At 40.6% G+C, this 17,748-nt stretch carries 16 protein-coding genes and 2 tRNA genes; 10 read left to right on the top strand and 8 right to left on the bottom strand.

The window, feature by feature from the left end:
* Nucleotides 1-17 precede the first annotated feature (17 nt).
* Nucleotides 18-218, top strand: a complete 201-nt coding sequence (locus tag FJ709_RS09025; RefSeq protein ID WP_226415612.1) for a CPXCG motif-containing cysteine-rich protein — start codon at nucleotides 18-20, stop codon at nucleotides 216-218.
* Nucleotides 219-243: 25 nt separating this feature from the next.
* Here FJ709_RS09025 and FJ709_RS09020 read toward each other — a convergent pair whose 3' ends face one another.
* A complete protein-coding gene (locus FJ709_RS09020; protein WP_226415610.1) occupies nucleotides 244-858 on the bottom strand; it encodes a riboflavin synthase subunit alpha in 615 nt (204 codons plus the stop codon).
* 31 nt (nucleotides 859-889) lie between these two features.
* Here FJ709_RS09020 and FJ709_RS09015 point away from each other — a divergent pair, with 31 nt between their 5' ends.
* Nucleotides 890-2,251 (top strand): MATE family efflux transporter, encoded by a 1,362-nt coding sequence (locus tag FJ709_RS09015; RefSeq protein WP_226415608.1) that lies wholly within the window; start codon nucleotides 890-892, stop codon nucleotides 2,249-2,251.
* A 194-nt stretch (nucleotides 2,252-2,445) separates the two neighbouring features.
* Here FJ709_RS09015 and FJ709_RS09010 read toward each other — a convergent pair whose 3' ends face one another.
* Nucleotides 2,446-2,652 carry a hypothetical protein gene (locus FJ709_RS09010; protein WP_226415607.1) on the bottom strand — a complete coding sequence of 69 codons (207 nt, stop codon included), beginning with the start codon at nucleotides 2,650-2,652 and terminating at the stop codon, nucleotides 2,446-2,448.
* A gap of 605 nt (nucleotides 2,653-3,257) precedes the next feature.
* Here FJ709_RS09010 and betI point away from each other — a divergent pair.
* The 7 genes from betI to FJ709_RS08975 all read left to right on the top strand — a co-directional run bounded on the left by betI (nucleotide 3,258) and on the right by FJ709_RS08975 (nucleotide 10,762).
* Nucleotides 3,258-3,866 (top strand): transcriptional regulator BetI, encoded by a 609-nt coding sequence (gene betI, locus FJ709_RS09005; protein WP_226415605.1) that lies wholly within the window; start codon nucleotides 3,258-3,260, stop codon nucleotides 3,864-3,866.
* A complete protein-coding gene (betB, locus tag FJ709_RS09000) occupies nucleotides 3,854-5,320 on the top strand; it encodes a betaine-aldehyde dehydrogenase (RefSeq protein WP_226415603.1) in 1,467 nt (488 codons plus the stop codon). The genes betI and betB overlap by 13 nt, the downstream gene beginning before the upstream one ends.
* Before the next feature lie 13 nt (nucleotides 5,321-5,333).
* Nucleotides 5,334-7,028: a choline dehydrogenase gene (gene betA, locus FJ709_RS08995; protein WP_226415601.1), complete on the top strand. Its 1,695-nt coding sequence runs from the start codon at nucleotides 5,334-5,336 to the stop codon at nucleotides 7,026-7,028.
* A gap of 237 nt (nucleotides 7,029-7,265) precedes the next feature.
* The gene (locus FJ709_RS08990) at nucleotides 7,266-8,483 is read left to right on the top strand and encodes a BCCT family transporter (RefSeq protein ID WP_226415600.1); all 1,218 of its coding nucleotides are present in this window, start codon (nucleotides 7,266-7,268) and stop codon (nucleotides 8,481-8,483) included.
* A 24-nt stretch (nucleotides 8,484-8,507) separates the two neighbouring features.
* Nucleotides 8,508-9,215, top strand: a complete 708-nt coding sequence (locus tag FJ709_RS08985; RefSeq protein WP_226415598.1) for a TorF family putative porin — start codon at nucleotides 8,508-8,510, stop codon at nucleotides 9,213-9,215.
* A gap of 447 nt (nucleotides 9,216-9,662) precedes the next feature.
* Nucleotides 9,663-10,073 (top strand): antitoxin Xre-like helix-turn-helix domain-containing protein, encoded by a 411-nt coding sequence (locus FJ709_RS08980; RefSeq protein WP_226415596.1) that lies wholly within the window; start codon nucleotides 9,663-9,665, stop codon nucleotides 10,071-10,073.
* A complete protein-coding gene (locus FJ709_RS08975) occupies nucleotides 10,073-10,762 on the top strand; it encodes an RES family NAD+ phosphorylase (protein ID WP_226415595.1) in 690 nt (229 codons plus the stop codon). Before FJ709_RS08980 ends, FJ709_RS08975 begins: the two co-directional genes overlap by 1 nt.
* Before the next feature lie 153 nt (nucleotides 10,763-10,915).
* Here FJ709_RS08975 and FJ709_RS08970 read toward each other — a convergent pair.
* The 6 genes from FJ709_RS08970 to FJ709_RS08945 all read right to left on the bottom strand — a co-directional run bounded on the left by FJ709_RS08970 (nucleotide 10,916) and on the right by FJ709_RS08945 (nucleotide 17,081).
* Nucleotides 10,916-10,992 (bottom strand) — tRNA-Val (locus tag FJ709_RS08970).
* Between the two features lie 26 nt (nucleotides 10,993-11,018).
* Nucleotides 11,019-11,095: transfer RNA gene (locus tag FJ709_RS08965), tRNA-Val, on the bottom strand.
* A 238-nt stretch (nucleotides 11,096-11,333) separates the two neighbouring features.
* Entirely contained in the window at nucleotides 11,334-11,513 is a 180-nt protein-coding gene (locus FJ709_RS08960) for a Trm112 family protein (protein WP_226415593.1), read from the bottom strand.
* Nucleotides 11,514-12,557: a tetraacyldisaccharide 4'-kinase gene (gene lpxK / locus FJ709_RS08955; protein WP_226415591.1), complete on the bottom strand. Its 1,044-nt coding sequence runs from the start codon at nucleotides 12,555-12,557 to the stop codon at nucleotides 11,514-11,516.
* A gap of 12 nt (nucleotides 12,558-12,569) precedes the next feature.
* Entirely contained in the window at nucleotides 12,570-14,372 is a 1,803-nt protein-coding gene (gene msbA / locus FJ709_RS08950) for a lipid A export permease/ATP-binding protein MsbA (RefSeq protein WP_226415589.1), read from the bottom strand.
* Nucleotides 14,373-14,408: 36 nt separating this feature from the next.
* Nucleotides 14,409-17,081: a DNA internalization-related competence protein ComEC/Rec2 gene (locus tag FJ709_RS08945; RefSeq protein ID WP_226415588.1), complete on the bottom strand. Its 2,673-nt coding sequence runs from the start codon at nucleotides 17,079-17,081 to the stop codon at nucleotides 14,409-14,411.
* 31 nt (nucleotides 17,082-17,112) lie between these two features.
* Here FJ709_RS08945 and FJ709_RS08940 point away from each other — a divergent pair, with 31 nt between their 5' ends.
* Complete coding sequence (locus FJ709_RS08940) at nucleotides 17,113-17,616, top strand: DUF2062 domain-containing protein (protein WP_226415587.1); 504 nt, start codon at nucleotides 17,113-17,115, stop codon at nucleotides 17,614-17,616.
* Nucleotides 17,617-17,748 lie beyond the last annotated feature (132 nt).

Here is a 17,748-nt window from a genome sequence, read left to right as displayed (position 1 = left end):
TCACAGGAGTACAAGATATGAGATTATTGTCGCGATCAATAAGCTGCCCACATTGTGGTCATCATCAACATTTAACCATTGATGCCAGTTCTGGCGATCAAGAATATTATGATGATTGCCGCATATGTTGTAATCCTATCCATATAAAAATGCATTTAGATGACAATAGGCGAACCATTCAGCTATTTATTGATTCAGATGACGAGCAAATATATTAATACCTGGCTTGGTTGTCGCCCGAAACTAACCCTGTTGCTTCTTAGCTAATATACGCTCAACCGTATCGACAATAACTTGAGTTTGACTGTCAATTTCAATATTCATTTTATCGCCGACTTGGTGAGCTTTGATATTAGTTAGTCTCAGTGTTTCTGGAATAAGGTGCAATTTAAAGCCACGTTCCGTCAATTGCCCTACTGTTAAGCTACAGCCATTAACCGCGACAAAGCCTTTATAAAACACATAGTCTTTCCACTTTGCATCTAAGGCTAACTCAATATCATAATGCTCAGCGGTATCACTCACCGATATCACTTCAGCTTGTGTATGGATATGCCCCGAGAGAATATGTCCGCCAATTTCACTGCCAAAGGTTAACGAACGCTCAATGTTAACTTGGTCACCTTGCTGTACTTTATCTAGGTTAGTTAGACCTAATGATTCTTCCATTACATCGAAAAAAACCTTATCATTCGATATCTTAGTAACCGTTAAACAAACACCATTGGTCGCAACACTGGCTCCTGTTTGTAATCCGGTAAGCAATTCAGGCTTTAACGCAATTTCAAAACGTTTCAATCCAGCTTGCTGTTGAACCGATACCACTTCACATGTGGCTTGTACAATTCCTGTAAACATAAAATAACTCTCGTTTATTAATAGGCTTAATATGAACAACACCGGCTTTCAAGCCAAGCGCTTAATACAACTTGCCTTACCAATATTGATCGCCCAAGTGACTCAAACTATGATGGGCTTTATTGATACTGTTATGGCAGGACGTGTCAGCGCTGTCGATATGGCCGCTGTCGCTGTTGGTACAAGTTTATGGTTACCGGCCATCTTATTTGTTCAAGGCCTACTTATGGCCTTCACACCAGTATTTTCCCAGCATCATGGCGCCGATAACCAAAAGGTGATCCCAAACTTAGTCTTTCAGGCGGGATATATTGCCATAATTGGCGCCTTGGGTGTGATGTTATTTTTAGCGTCATCAAGCTATATCTTAGATTTAATGGATTTAGAGCCACAGCTGAATAGCTTAACTGTCGGTTATATTGATGGCATCCTTTGGGGCGCACCTGCATTTGCGTTATATCAAGTGCTTCGCGGTTGCAGCGAAGGCATTTCTTATACTCTGCCCACTATGGTAATTGGCTTTGTTGGTTTGGCAGTCAACATTCCAGCAAACTATATCTTTATTTATGGTGGCTTTGGCATTCCAGCAATGGGTGGGGCTGGCTGTGGAGTAGCAACTGCTATTGTCTTTTGGGCAATGTTAATTGCTATGACCATCTATATGCTCATTGATAAGAAGTTTATTGAAATTGCCCCCTTTAAACAGTTTTATGCCCCTAAATGGTCCACAATGAAATCAATGGCCAAACTGGGTTTTCCTATCGCAATGGCACTGTTCTTCGAGGTAAGTCTATTCGCGGTTATCGCATTATTTTTAGCGCCAATGGGTGCCAATGTGGTAGCAAGCCATCAAATTGCTTTAAACTTTTCATCCATAGTATTCATGTTGCCTTTGTCCATTGGCATAGCGGCATCCATTCGCATTGGGTATTATCTTGGCAGAGAAAGAACTGATATAGCGCAATTAGTCACTTATGTCGCCCTAGGATTATCGCTATCTTTAGCCATGTTAACCGCTATTTCAACCGTCATATTTAGACATGAAATAGCTCTACTATATAATGATAACCCTGAGGTTGTTGCACTAGCGGGTAGCTTGATGTTAATGGCAGCCTTATATCAAATATCGGACTCTATTCAGGTTGTAGCCGCGGGCGCGTTACGTGGTTATAAAGACACTCGTAGTGCCTTCTACATTACTCTATTCTCGTACTGGTTTATTGGAATGACATTAGGTTATGTATTAGCCTATACCGACTACGTAGTCCCCGCTATGGGCGCTCATGGATTCTGGATTGGACTTATAGCAGGACTAACCTCTGCCGCTATTCTATTTGGCTGGAGATTGAGATACATACAACGAAAAGGCATTATTTTTGTTGAAATGGATTAGAGTTACATTAATTAGATTAAAATGAAACAAACTCAAATAAAACATAAATTAACAGCGTAGACATAAAAACCAACATTAGCTTTGATGTTACGTCGCTCTATTATCATATTTGAATGAGCGGCATAACCAGAGCTTTAACACTTACTAAATCAATACCTATCAGTAAAGAGTTCAGGCTAAGCAAGGCAAATTAATTAGGCGCGTAAAAAATAGGGTGTTGCCACCAAGACAAACCCAGCAATCACTAAGGTAGTCACATTCGCAACAAAGTACGGAAACACCATCAAAGCCATACCAACACATAATGGAACAATCGCTTTTTGACGTTTGCCGTAAACAACATAGCCCATTCCAATCGCGCCAAATAGCACGCTCCACATGATCATTGCTGCACTATCCATTTTATTTTCCTGTTTGTTTTATCATGGAATATTTTTTCATCAACACGCTTTAATGAGTTAATTATCAAAACAACAATCAATTGTAGCCACATCTTAACATTTGAAACCGCTATTAAGCTTAATCCAAGCGCGTTAATTATCCCTAATAATCAAAATACCGCTTTTAGAGTTTATCTAAGGTCGAACTTAGTCTAGTACAGCCACATCTTGCCAAAGTCATATATTGCCAACACAACACATTTTTCAGCAAGGTAACAAGCGGTACTTTCTCATTTTTCGCTTCTTACAGTTTGATAATCTAAAGCATTCAACTTAGCTAGGATTCAACTCAAATATCAGGCCCAGTGTGAAAATGGCAATAACAATAGTTTCAGCACAAACCTTTAGCTAAGTAAGTAATTAAATTAGCATTGTTAAATAAAATAATTTTAATGTCTATAAAACATATACATGCAACGCTATAACAATAATATTTAACAGAATATTGAGTCGACAAGCGTGATCCAGTTCAAATAAACACTTGATAGTTAGTGCTCTAATCATTAGGATTGTTGCTAATTGAACGTTCAATCAATAATCTTTACGTTATAAAAAGGAAAAAATTAATGCCAAGACCTGTAATGAAAAATGTCAGGAAACAGCAGTTAATTGAAGCCACATTGATGTCTGTTGAACGTTTTGGACTGAACAAAACGACCATTAACACCATTAGTGGAATAGCTGGCATGTCATCAGGGATTATTAGCCACTACTTTGGTGGTAAGCAAGGGTTGATCCAAGCTACACAGAAATTCTTACTTGAAGAATTAAAGCAATCATTACTGGCAAGAACATCAGGTAAAACCTTAACCCCAATGGCAAGAATATTAATGATAGTCGAAGCCAACTTTACCGATTTACAACGTTCAAACGCTGCGGCAAAAACATGGTTAAGCTTCTGGTCTCAAGCAATGCACGACCCGGGACTGGCAAGACTTCAACACATTAATAGCCAACGCTTATATAGCAACCTGCTTTTTTCGTTCAAACAATTATTGCCAAATATGGCAGCCATTAATGCAGCAAAGCAAACCGCAGCAATTATTGACGGTTTTTGGTTACGCAGTGCGCTAAGTCAAAACCCTACAGAAGAATTTAAGCAAGCCCAAACTTTATCTAAAGCCTTTATCAAGGCTGTGATCGTGCAACACGGAGAAATTGAATGTCAGCGTTAATCACCTATCAAAATTATGTTCACGGTAAGTACATTGCAAACGGCAGTGGCGAAACCTTCCAGGTCATCAACCCTGCTACTGGCGAAGTCAGTTATTTAGTTGAAGTGGCTACTGAAGCGGTGCAACAAGCCGCGATTGAAAGCGCAAAAGCGGGCTTTGCTACTTGGTCAGCTATGAGCCCTATTGAGCGTAGCCGCATTTTATTAAAAGCCGTTGCCCTACTACGTGAGCAAAATGATGATCTTGCTGCTGGCGAAGTATTGGACACGGGTAAGCCATGGCAAGAAGCCTCGGTTGTCGATATCGTTACTGGCGCCGACTCTATAGAGTTCTTTGCAGGTCTTGCCCCAAGTATTGAAGGCAATCAACAGTCTGTAGGCGCAGACTTTTATTATACTCGTCGTGAGCCATTAGGTATTTGTGCCGGTATTGGTGCCTGGAACTACCCATTACAAATTGCCTGTTGGAAAGCAGCCCCTGCTCTAGCTTGCGGCAATGTAATGATTTTCAAACCTTCAGAAGAAACCCCGCGTGGCGCAATGCGCTTAGCGGAAATATTCACTCAAGCGGGTGTGCCAGATGGCGTATTTAATGTTGTTCAAGGTGACGGGAAAGTGGGCGCATGGCTGACCAGCAGTGCCGATATAGCCAAAGTGTCATTTACTGGCGAAGTCGAAACCGGTAAAAAAGTCATGGCCGCAGCGGCTGGAACACTAAAAGAAGTGACCATGGAGCTAGGCGGTAAGTCGCCGTTGATTATTTTTAACGACGCCGATGTTGAGAATGCCGTATCAGCGGCAATGTTAGCTAACTTTTATACTCAAGGTGAAGTCTGTACCAACGGCACACGAGTCTTTGTACAGCAAGATATTTATCCGCGATTTATTCAACGTCTAAAAGAACGCACTGAGCAGAACATAGTTTGTGGCGATCCTATGCATCCGGACACCAATTTTGGCGCATTAATTTCACGCGATCATCAACAAAAAGTACTCGATTATATTGAAATAGGTAAAAAAGAAGGTGCGACTTTATTAACTGGCGGTGGTGCATTAAAGCCTAGCAATGCCCCGAACGGTTTTTTTGTCGCGCCGACTATTTTTACAGACTGTACTGATGAAATGACGTTATCTAAGGAAGAAATCTTTGGTCCGGTAATGTCAGTATTAACCTTTACAGATGAAGATGAAGTGATTCGCCGAGCTAATAACACCCATTTAGGGTTAGCAGCAGGAGTATTTACCCAGGACATAACTAGAGCTCATCGTGTTATCCATCAAATGCAGGCCGGTATTTGTTGGATAAATGCCTATGGCGCCTCTCCTGCAGAAATGCCAGTTGGTGGTTACAAAATGTCGGGTATTGGACGCGAAAATGGCTCAGAAACATTAAAGGCATACACCCAAATTAAAGCTGTTTACGTGGGTATGCAGTCACTTGAAAGTCCATTTTAGGAGTGACCAATTAATGTCTAAACAAATCAAAAATCAATATGATTACATTATTGTCGGTGCAGGTAGCGCAGGTTGTGTATTAGCCAACCGCTTGAGCGAAAATCCGAGTAATAACGTGTTAATACTTGAAACGGGTGGTAGCGATAAAAGCATTTTTATCCAGATGCCAACCGCGTTATCAATCCCAATGAATACTAAAAAGTATGCATGGCAATTTGAAACAGAAGCTGAGCCACATTTAGATAATCGTCGCATGCACTGCCCTCGTGGCAAAGTGTTAGGCGGTTCATCATCAATTAATGGCATGGTTTATGTCCGTGGTCATGCCCGTGATTTTGACGAGTGGCAGCAACAAGGCGCTAAAGACTGGGACTATTCACACTGTTTACCTTACTTTAAAAAAGCTGAAACTTGGGCTTTTGGTGCTAATGATTATCGTGGAGACCAAGGACCATTAGCGGTTAATAACGGTAATGAAATGAAAAACCCCTTATATCAAGCTTTTGTTGATGCAGGTGTCGATGCCGGTTATCTCGCGACGAGTGATTACAATGCCAGTCAGCAAGAAGGCTTTGGCCCGATGCACATGACAGTTAAAAACGGTGTGCGTTGGTCTACCTCAAATGCATACCTTCGCCCAGCAATGAATCGCGCGAACTTAACTGTAGTTACTCATGCTTTAGTACACAAAGTTATCATGCAAGGTAAAACCGCTGTCGGCGTGCGTTATGAACGCAAAGGACAAATAATTGATATTAACTGTAATAAAGAAGTGGTGTTATCGGCAGGCTCAATTGGTTCACCGCATATTTTGCAACTGTCCGGTATTGGCGATGCGGGTACTTTAGCCAGTGCAGGTATTGAGCAAGTTCATCAATTACCCGGTGTAGGTCAAAACCTGCAGGATCACTTAGAGTTTTACTTCCAATTTAAGTGCTTAAAGCCGATTACTCTTAATGGCAAAATTGATCCTTTAAACAAACTGTTTATTGGTGCTCGTTGGATTTTAAATAAGTCGGGTTTAGGCGCAACGAACCATTTTGAGTCATGTGGATTTATCCGCTCAAAAGCCGGTTTAGAGTGGCCAGATCTACAATATCATTTCTTACCCGCAGCTATGCGCTACGACGGTAAAGAAGCATTTGCAGGTCATGGTTTTCAAGTACATATCGGTCACAACAAGCCTAAAAGCCGAGGTGCTGTAACCGTGGTATCAAATGACGCCAAAGTTGCACCACAAATTCAGTTCAATTATTTATCACATCAAGATGATATAGAAGGCTTTAGAGCCTGTGTCCGCTTAACCCGTGAGATTATTAACCAACCGGGCTTAGATGAATACCGAGGTGAAGAAATTCAACCGGGCTTAGCAATACAAACCAATGAAGAAATTGACAGTTTTGTCAGACGTTCAGTAGAAAGCGCCTACCACCCTTCTTGCTCGTGCAAAATGGGGCAAGATAATATGGCCGTCGTCGATTCAGATACCAAAGTTCACGGTATCACAGGTTTACGAGTAGTTGACTCATCTATTTTTCCAACTATTCCTAATGGCAATTTAAACTCACCTACCATTATGGTTGCCGAACGCGCTGCCGATTTAATTTTAGGTAACACGCCACTGGCGCCAAGTATGGCAAAAGTGACGGTGGCCGAAAAGTGGCAAACATCACAACGCTTGCAAGCACCTAAGCGACCAATTAATTAAGACTTATTAAGTTGATGGGTATTATTTATTACCCATCTATAACAGGTTGATGGCCAACCTACGTTTTTTGTAAATGGCCAATTTAGCCAAGATCAATCTATCAGGGTTTAACTATCGTCAGCACGATACTTAAGGCTTGAGGGCATTTAGCCTTTAAAAATTGTTCTATGGCATTAAAAACATACAACAAGGAGCCAACACTATGTTTGCACACACCCTTTATTCAGGAGTCAAATAATGACAACCTGGTTATCAATAGGCATTTTATTTGCTTTTTCCGCTATCGCATTTGTGATTTATCGTTGGGGTAACATGCAGTGCATTGGTGTCACACCGGTGCGTAAATTTACCTTTATTGCGATTTTGTTCACCTCAGGGCTTGATGTTGGCTTAATCATGTTCCCGTTAACTGAATTTGCAGGATATGCCGATTTAGCTGCTAGTCCGGAATATGGTTTTAGTAATCCGCTGGCTATTGAGTTTGGTTTTTGGGCCTGTTTAATCTGGGCTTTTTACTTTTTAACCTGTTTTTACTTCTGTGTTATCGAACCAAGAGTAAAATATTTTGAAATTCCGCTGATTAAATTTATCAATAATCTCGTCATTATCGGGACTTGTGCCTTTACTGCCTACTTATTATTGACTAACTTACCTTGGTATTTACCGCAATTAGGTAATGGTGAATCCGTTGTTAGCGGTTTCTACTTAATCGTATTTTTGGTTATCTCAGCAGCAGTCTATTCAAGTACCAGTATTCGCTATGTTCGTTACCTTAGTTTAGGCAGCACCTGGTTATTCTTCGGTTTAATCACAGTCATGTGGTCTGGTGCCTTTTTATCAGACGACTCTAGTGTTGGTGAGTTTTTTACCACGTTTGCCTTAATAGGTGACTACTTTGCTAATATCCATAACTTTGTATTACCCATAAATGATTACCATGAGTTTTATCTGTTTTGGTGGTTTGCATGGAGCATCATGATTGGCCAATTTACTTCACGTTTTGTCGGTGGAATGAAAACCTATCAAGTATTAATCGCTATGATGGTATTCCCTTCAATACCCATCGCAATTTGGTTCACCGTACTTTATTACTACAGCTCAAACGGTATCGATACATCAGGCTTCTACAACCTTGCGATGGTAATTGTAGGCATCACATTTGTGATTAACTCACTCGATTCGCTAGTCCGATTATATACAGACAACTTGAACCTAACGGTTGAGCGTTTTGGTAAAGTTACTTACATCATCGGAAATATTGTGTTGCTAAGTTGCTTAACCTTACTATTCAAACTAGACTTTTTAGAGATCCAATGGGTAGGCGCGCTTGCCATAGGCTTGATACTAAGCTGTTTCCTTTACATCTTAAAATCTAACTACCGTAAAGTAGGAGCAATAGAACTCTCTCCAAAAGATAATAAAATCGATTTCAATAAGATCGAGTTGTTAGACTAAATCAATAATGAAAAAGGAATGATGATGAACACCACAATTAAAAAATTAGCACTATTAAGCTTATTCGCTTTACCAACTACACTCATGGCTGGAGAGTTAAGTACCACAGTTAATGCAACGTCTGACTACACTTTTAACGGTGTTAGCCAAACTGACAGCGGCCCGGCATTACAAGCCAGCTTAGACTATGCAGCCGATGATGGTTGGTACGTGGGTTCTTGGGCATCAAATATAGACTTTGGTGACGCGGATGATACTTGGTTAGAACTTGATTTTTACGCAGGTAAATATTATGAGCTAACAGACAAATTATCTATCGATGCTGGTCTTGCTTATTACACCTATCATGGTGATGATGCCTCTGATGAATATTACTACCCAGAGCTATACACCAAGTTTGGTTATGCATCATCACTGGGGCAAAGTGAATTAAACTTTTGGTATACATGGGATTATTTTGGTGTTGATGCAGGTCATTACATCATAATGGCAGCGCATACTTTTACGGTTGCTGAAGGTCATGACATTCGTGTCAGCTTTGACCGTTCAACGTCGCAAGACGAAGACAAATGGGCATGGGGCGACGATGCTTCTTACAACCATTATCGTGCAGAATACATGACAAGCTGGGAAGGTTTCGACTTTAACCTAGCAGTAGAAGATACCAGCCTAGATAGCGATGCAAGTGATACCCGCGCAGTGATCTCTGTATCACGTACTTTCGCGCTATAAGTCTTTAATACGACTTAGCTAACATCATAGTTAGCATCACTAAGCAGAATAATGTTTATGACATTATTCTGCTTTTTTCTATTTATCAGATACCTAAATATCAATTAAGTATCAGTAAGTCATAATTCCACCTTAATTATCTTATACGCTCATTCAACTTCTCTGCCTTCAAGCTCATGTTCAAGTTCAAGTTTGTTTATGCAGGCTTTAAGCACCATCTACCACTCTCTTACGATAAAGTCCTTCCCTAAGGCTATTTTTACCAGTGTTAACCTCATTTAGACTCTACAGACTCAATCGCATCAGGGTACCTATTAATAACAATCTTAATCTTAAATTAGACTAAAAATAAATATAGGTCTAAAATAAGACACATATGGTGCTAATATAGCTAGCATAAACACCTGTTAAGACTTTAGCTTAAATGTAAAACGGAGAGTAATTGTTATGACTGCATACAATACCAATACATCAAACATTGATTTTGCAGATGCAAAGACCTCAAAAGTGGGTTTTAGTGCCGCTGTAACTATTCTAGAAAAATGGGGCTGTGCACCAAAAGATATGCTCAATATTTTACGTTTACCTCGCTCTTCTTACTTTGCATTTAAAAAGCCAGAGGCGAAATTCGTGCTCGACAAAGATCAGTTAACACGCATTAGTTACATACTGAACATTCACGCAGCACTTAGAATGTATTTCTCTAACACTGAAAACGTATATGGCTTTATGCAAATGGAAAACGCCAATCCTTATTTTGAGGGGCGTAAACCTCTGGATATTATAAAAGGTGGAGGTTTTCCTGAACTGCATGAAGTATTTAGTCGTGTGGATAGCATGCGAAGTGGTGGCTGGTAATGACGACAATATCAACCGTTGAGCATCAGGTTGTATATAGGCTTATCAATTCAAAGTTTCCACCCATTTCGATGTTTGATGACGTCGCTTCTGTCGAAGATTTTGATACTATTTTTGCGTTACAAAGTCTAACCAATCCAAGGTTACTGGATCAGCTTGGCCATATTGATTTAGTCAATAAGGCTGATATACCTTTTGGTATTAATGGCTGCTCATACGCCACAGCCCCTTTTACCCACATCAATAAAGATGGCAGTCGTTTCTCTAATGGCTCGTTCGGGGTGCTTTATCTTGCCAATGATATCGACACAGCTATTGCTGAAACAAAATATCATCAACAAAAAATGCTAATGGCTATCAAAGGGGTTCATTATGATACGATTATCATGCGAGGTTTACGCTGTGTATTTACTGCCACATTAACTGACAGCACAGTGACAAGTTTAGAAGCCATGTCAAAGTCGCCTATTTACCACCAAACCAATTATAGCGAAGCACAGCAGTTTGGAGCACAGCAGCGAAAATCTGCAATTGAAGGCATTCATTATACGTCGGTAAGAAACCCATTAACGGCTTGCTACGCGCTATTCACTCCAAGATGCGTCGAAGAGATTGTACAATCATCACATTACGAATACGTTTGGGGCGGTTCATCAATCGACGCAGTGAGACTAATATCCGCGCCTTAATCACTTTGAATGACTAGAGTTAAGTGGCAAATAAATAATCACATCGAAAATTGCAGCATAAAAAACATCACGCTTAAAAGTGGTAACAAACTATTGGTATAGTTTAAAACAAGGGACTTTATTACAGATAGAGAGGAAAGGATAAACAAGATATGGTACACCCGAGTGGACTCGAACCACCGACCCCTACCATGTCAAGGTAGTGCTCTAACCAACTGAGCTACGGGTGTATATTGGAAATTGGATAAGATTAAATTGGTACACCCGAGTGGACTCGAACCACCGACCCCTACCATGTCAAGGTAGTGCTCTAACCAACTGAGCTACGGGTGTACAGACTTTGCTTTCCTAACAAAGCGGTCGCCATAGTAAGGGCGTTGGCTAACGCTTGCAAGTAAAAATTACCTTAACATGACTAAATGGTGATTTGCTGTGCAACTTGCCGATTTAATAACAAAAGTCCAAGCCATGTTAACCTAACTTTCCCTGGACTTTTTATCTAAATGTTAAAACTAAACGATCATATTAGGGAGTAAATGAATTAATCATGATATTAAATCTAATATCGATTTTAACCTGCCGCCACCAATGGCGTAGCTCGATTCTCCAGTAACACTGGAATACCATCATTAATCGGGTAGGCTATTTTATCAAACTTACAAATTAGCTGTTGGGCTTCTTTGTCAAATTCCAGTTTACCTTTGCACACAGGGCAAGCGATAATATCAAGTAACTTTTTATCAAAAGCCATTTAGATTTCCTTTTTAAGTTGAATAAGTTGAGTCACTCGACTCATAAACTGAATATCAAATTGTTCACTTAGCTTCGCATTTACTGGCATGTACCACCAGTTTTGTAATGCAAAATCGCGACATTTAACCGCATCTTTTTCGGTCATTAACAAGGTGGTTTGTGTTGATAGAGCAATTAGCCGTTGTTGATCGTAAGCTTGATGGTCGGCAAACGCCACGGTCTGCTTAAGTTGATAACCTTGTTGTATCAAACTATCAAAAAAACGCTGTGGATTACCTATACCTGCTATCGCCACAATAGGTTGTTCAATGATTGATGCCTCTGTATCAAACAAGTCTGCGACTAAGGTTTTATCAAACAGCTGTGTGTTAACTCGGCATAATGGCGCTGGTACTAATTGCATCAGCTGTTCTTCCGGCCCTTGAGACTTTGTTAATAGCGGGCCACCATTATTGATAATCCAATCGATATTATCTAAACGCCACAAACCTTCTCTTAATGGTCCTGCGGGTAATAAACATTGATTACCATAACGGCGTGCACCATCTACCAAGGCTATTTCAATATCACGCCCTAAGGCATAGTGCTGTAAACCATCATCACAAATGATCACATCAACATCGAAATCTGCTAGTAATTTTTGCGCGGCTAATACGCGTTGACTACCAACCACCATAGGTACATGGGTGCGATTGACAATCATTAATGGCTCATCACCCACATCAACCGCTTTGCTTGACTGAGTGACACTGATTACACCATCAATATTCGCCCCGTAACCACGGCTTACAACGCCAGGTTTTAAACCATTGGCTCGTAATAAGTTGATTAAATAAATCACCGTTGGGGTTTTACCGCTACCCCCGGCGGTAATATTACCTACTACAACCACAGGCACAGGTAATTTGGTGATGTTTTTGAAGCCCAATTTGAACAATAAGCGCCTGATACTGCTAATTAACGCAAACAGTACCGACAAAGGCAGTAAAAGCCACCTTGCCCAGTGGCCTTGATACCAAATTTGATTTATCCATTTTTGCATTCGGATATAAACCTAGCTGCTAAATTGCATTTGATACAAGTTGGCATACACCCCGTTTTGGGTAATCAAATCTTTATGTACGCCGCGCTCGATAACTTTACCTTGATCGATGACCAAAATTTCATCGGCCGATTCAATGGTTGATAAACGATGCGCGATAACCACTGAGGTTCGGTTATGGCGTAAGTTGTCTAAACCTTTTTGAATCGCTTTTTCAGACTCTGTGTCCAATGCCGAGGTTGCTTCATCTAAAATCAATACCGGTGCATCACGTAACATGGCACGGGCAATAGCGATACGCTGACGCTGGCCGCCAGATAACAATACCCCATTCTCCCCGACTTGGGTGTCTAACCCATCAGGCAAGGTGTTGATAAACTCCATGGCGTATGCAAGCTCTGCAGCTTGTTCTATTTGTTCACGGGTTGCTTCACCGGGATAAGCATAGGCTATATTGTTAGCGATGGTGTCATTGAATAAAGTGACTTGCTGAGACACTAATGCCACTTGATTACGAAGGCTTTTTAATTGGTAATCATAAATGCTGGTGCCATCGAGTAAAATATCACCATTTGATAAACCACCATAAAAACGGGTGATTAAATTGGCGATAGTCGACTTACCAGAACCAGAACGACCGACTAGGGCGACTGTTTTGCCCGGTTTAACATCAAACTCAATTTGATCTAGGGCTTTTCTATCTTGTTCTGGGTAGCTAAAGCTGACGCTATTAAATTGTAAATGTCCTTTAACACGATCAACGCTATGGGTGCCGGTATCGGGTTCTACTGGGGTATCTAATAATTCAAAAATGGTGGTACAGGCTGCAATACCACGCTGAAATTCAGCATTGACTCGGGTTAAGTTTTTAATTGGCTGTAACATGGCCATCATTGCGCCTAAAATGGCGGTGAAGGTACCGGCCGTTAGCTCTGCCTTCATGCTGTCCCAACTGGCAGCATACAGCACAAATGCTAATGCGAATGAGCCAATGATCATAATTAACGGTTGGCTAACTGACTGCGCTACTGCTAGCTTCATATTTTGATGACGATTACTGTCATTCACTTTAAAAAAACGCGCCATTTCAGTTTTTTGACCACCAAATGACAGCACATTTTTATGGCCTTTGATCATTTGCTCGGTTGTGGCTGTTACTCCGCCCATTGCGGATTGAATTTGTTTAGACACTTTACGAAAACGCTTGCTAACCACACTGATGACTACGCCCATTAATGGGCCTATTACCAAAATACACAGTGATAATTTCCATGAGAAATAAAACATGATGGCTAACATGCCGATAACTGTCATTGAGTCTCGGACAATAGAAATAAGCGCACTGCCTGATGCTCGGGCAATTTGCTCGGTATCAAAGGTGACACGAGAAATAAGGTTGCCACTGTTTTCACGGTCAATGTAACTGACAGGTAAATGTAGGTAGTGCTCAAAAACCTGCTGACGCATGTCCATGATGAGTTGTGCACTCATGTACGAAACACAATAGGTTGAGACAAAGTTAGCCAAACCGCGCAAAGTAAACATGCCGATCACCACAAACGGAGCCATACGCATGATGTCATTGTCGGTGTTAAAGCCACCGTGCGAAGGAATTTCTACTCCAGCGACTGTAGTGGCCGTTGAGGCAAAGCCTTGGTCAATAAAAGGTTTAATAAACGCAATAAAACCGGCATCGACAGCGCCATAGGTAAGCAAGGCCAATACCGCCATAATAAACATGGCTTTCATCGGTAAAACATAAATCATTAAGCGTTTAAAAACGCTCCACATTTCATTATCAGAGTATGACGACATTTATATAATTCTTGACTGACAAACATGGATGACATTCTACTCTGCTTTAACTATCTGGCCAAATCTAAACAAACGGTTATACCAAAATGGCGCTAAATCGTTGCGATAAGTGCTTGCTTTATAACCAGCGTGTTGAAATTTAATACTAATTTGACCTTGCTCGCCCGTGATCAGAGTATTGATGTCACGCTGTTGATACCGCGCCATCACCTCTGATTTAGGAAATCCGTATTGATTATTAAAACCTGCATTTACTATGGCTAATTGTGGTGACACGGCATCAATAAATTGATCTGTTGATGAAGTGCGACTCCCATGGTGCGGGACAAACACAATATCAGCATCTATCTGCTGCTTGTTTGATATTAAACTTTGCTCTCTTTGTGCCTCAATATCACCCGTCAGCAATACGGCAAAAGCCTTCGTGGTTGACTCGTGTGGAAGTATAGACTTTCGATCACCTTTACCGGGATGGTCTGCACCTTGTTCAACAGTTTGAAGGTGATCATTCTCAAATTCGATATGCAGCATCATTACGCAGGATTGATTGTTATCTTTATCTGAGCCTAAATGATCTGCCAAGATGGATATTTGCACACTTCCCCAATGCCATGATACAGGATTACAGTCACTAACATTAATGTCTGCTAAGTCAGCTGCTTGATTAATTAATGCCTTACTATTATCGGCAATTAACTGAGCATTTGGAAATGCCGTTAAAATCGGCATTACCCCACCGCTGTGATCATTATCATGGTGGCTTATGACAATATAATCTAACTGGGTGATACCCCTTGCCTGAAGAAAAGGCAATATTGCCCTTTCAGCATAGCTAAAATCACCAAAGGCGGCGCCTGTATCATAAATGATGGCTCGGTGTTGTTGTTGAAGTACGATGGCTGAACCTTGTGCCACATCTAATACATGAAGATAAATTGGCCCACTTAAGTTAAAGGCCAGACGTTGATCGCCTGTATTGCCCATCTGCAACATTTTGCTAATAGCCAATTGCATTAACGGCAAGTTCATCACTAAAGCGACGAGTAATATGATTGCATGATGATCAATTTTAGCCATCTGAGTTGATTGACTGTGTTTATTGAATATTGATTTCATGCCATTAAATGAATGTGTAAGTAAACGGCTAAATGACCAACGAAATGTCAACAATAATGTCCATCCCAGCAAACTAAATATACCGGCCACAACCCATGATTCACTCACGTAAACAACATTGTGGCTAAAGTCACTAGACCAAGTTAATAGCTGACTAAAAGGGACGAGTAGTTTGTCTGCCACAATAAATAAGACACTATCAAAGCTAAGTTCATTGGCACTTGAAAACTGGAATAGACTCACTAGGGCACTGGAGTGTATCAAGGGGCTTAACATCATCCAGACTAAAAAACTTCCCAATACAATGGGGATCACCAATAAACTAAACCAGGGCACAACGATAAGGTTTATCCAGATACTGTGAATGGATAAGGTGCCAAACAACAGTGCTTGCAATAAGCCTAGGCCTAAGGCTAATCGCCACTGAATTGACCACAAGGACCCGATGTAGCCTGTCACTTTTTGTCGCCAATGATGATCTGTGGATACTTTTTTAGCATGACTTACTGAGGTATCAACAAAGCGCAAGATAATGGCCAGTGCAATAAAAGATAGCCAAAAACCTGCGCTAAGCATTGATAAAGGGTCAATAAACAACACCCCTGCCAAGGCATACATTAGTCGTTGCCAAACACTGTAGTGCTGTTTTAACACGCTAAACAGTACCAAAAATATCAGCATAAACAGGGCGCGCTGAGTTGCAACGGCGAAGCCAGCAAGATAGGCGTAACCCAATGCTGACAATGCTGCTACGGTTAATGCTAAATAAACCGCAAACATGCCATACTGCAAGTTGACTTTGCCCATAACGATTTGCGCCAGCTTAACCCGGGTTAGTATGACAAAGAATAAGCCGAATACTAAACCAAACACCACTGACAGGTGTAATCCAGAAATGGCAATTAAATGACCTGTACCGGTTTGACGTAATTGTTGCCAGCGCTGATCAGATATTTGGCTTTTATCACCAAACAGTAATGCCAGTAGCAGATCACCATTAGTTATCTTTGGGGTAATGGCAGCAAATTCAGTTAACCAACGCTGGCGTAAAGACGGTTGATACGATAACAAATCAGCCTGTTTGACTCGCCCTTTTGCAACAATATGGCGATTAATATAATACCTTTGCTGATTAAAGCCGCCTTGATTAGCTATACTGGTAATAGGCTTTAATTTTGAATCAAACTGCCATATTTGGCCTAGTTCTACTTTTGGTGCTTGTTGCCAGGTTAAACGGTAAATTTGATCGCCTGTTATGGTTTTAAATAAACCAAATATATTAATATTGGTTAATTTTGGTTCAATTACACGCACATCAAGGCTTATCCAGTCGCGGTTATGATTTACTAGTGATACTATCTCCGCTGTAAAGGTTTTGTTAGTTTTTGGTGTAACTTCTGGCTGAAAGTCTAACGAATAGAAATAGATACTTATCCAAAAAACAGCAAAAAATGCACCGCTTAATCTAGGTGTTTTGAAAAGGCAGACCAAAGCCAAGAGTAACCAAATAGGTAAACACCATAGCGATGGGATTACAGGCCAAAGTAATCCAATGAGGCTACTGATACAGAAGCCGAAAATAAATCGATTCATAGGGTACTAGTAAAGACAGTAATCACTTAAGATGCCAAAAAAATTCATACAAAAATTTATGCCAGATCCAAAAACACTGAAAAAGCATAAATATTTGCGGGTGTTTGGTAAATTATTGGATAAACCCAATTTGTGGGTATTGAATCGTAAATCAGCCCCTGGGGCTTTTGCGGTTGGATTATTTATTGGCTGGATGCCTATGCCATTTCAAATGGTCGCGGCTGCTGGCTTGGCAATTTTATTTAACGTTAACATTCCAATTGCGGTCGCTTTAGTGTGGATAACCAACCCGATCACTATGCCATTTATGTTTTACATGGCCTATTTATTAGGTGTGAAATTACTCGGGGTTGAAAAGTTGCCCTTTGAATTTGAAGCAAGTTGGCAATGGGTAGAAACATCGATATCGACTATTGGCCCACCCTTTTTACTTGGCTGCTTTGTATTAGGCGTTGTGTTTGCTGCAATTGGTTATTTGATTATTAATAGTTTATGGAAATATTCAATACTATTTAAATGGCAAAAACGCAAATAAGCTTTGTATTGCCAGTGTATTTTTGAGTTTACTTTTAATATTGAGTTATTTACATTTTCTATTGCAATAAGCTGAGTTCAAAACAGATATCAAGCTGATATGACGACACAAGATAACGTGCAAACTTACAGC

Source organism: Shewanella glacialimarina, from assembly GCF_020511155.1.
Classification (GTDB): Bacteria; Pseudomonadota; Gammaproteobacteria; order Enterobacterales; family Shewanellaceae; genus Shewanella; species Shewanella glacialimarina.
Note: the sequence above shows the minus strand (reverse complement) of the source record. Positions and strands in the feature narration are given on the sequence as shown.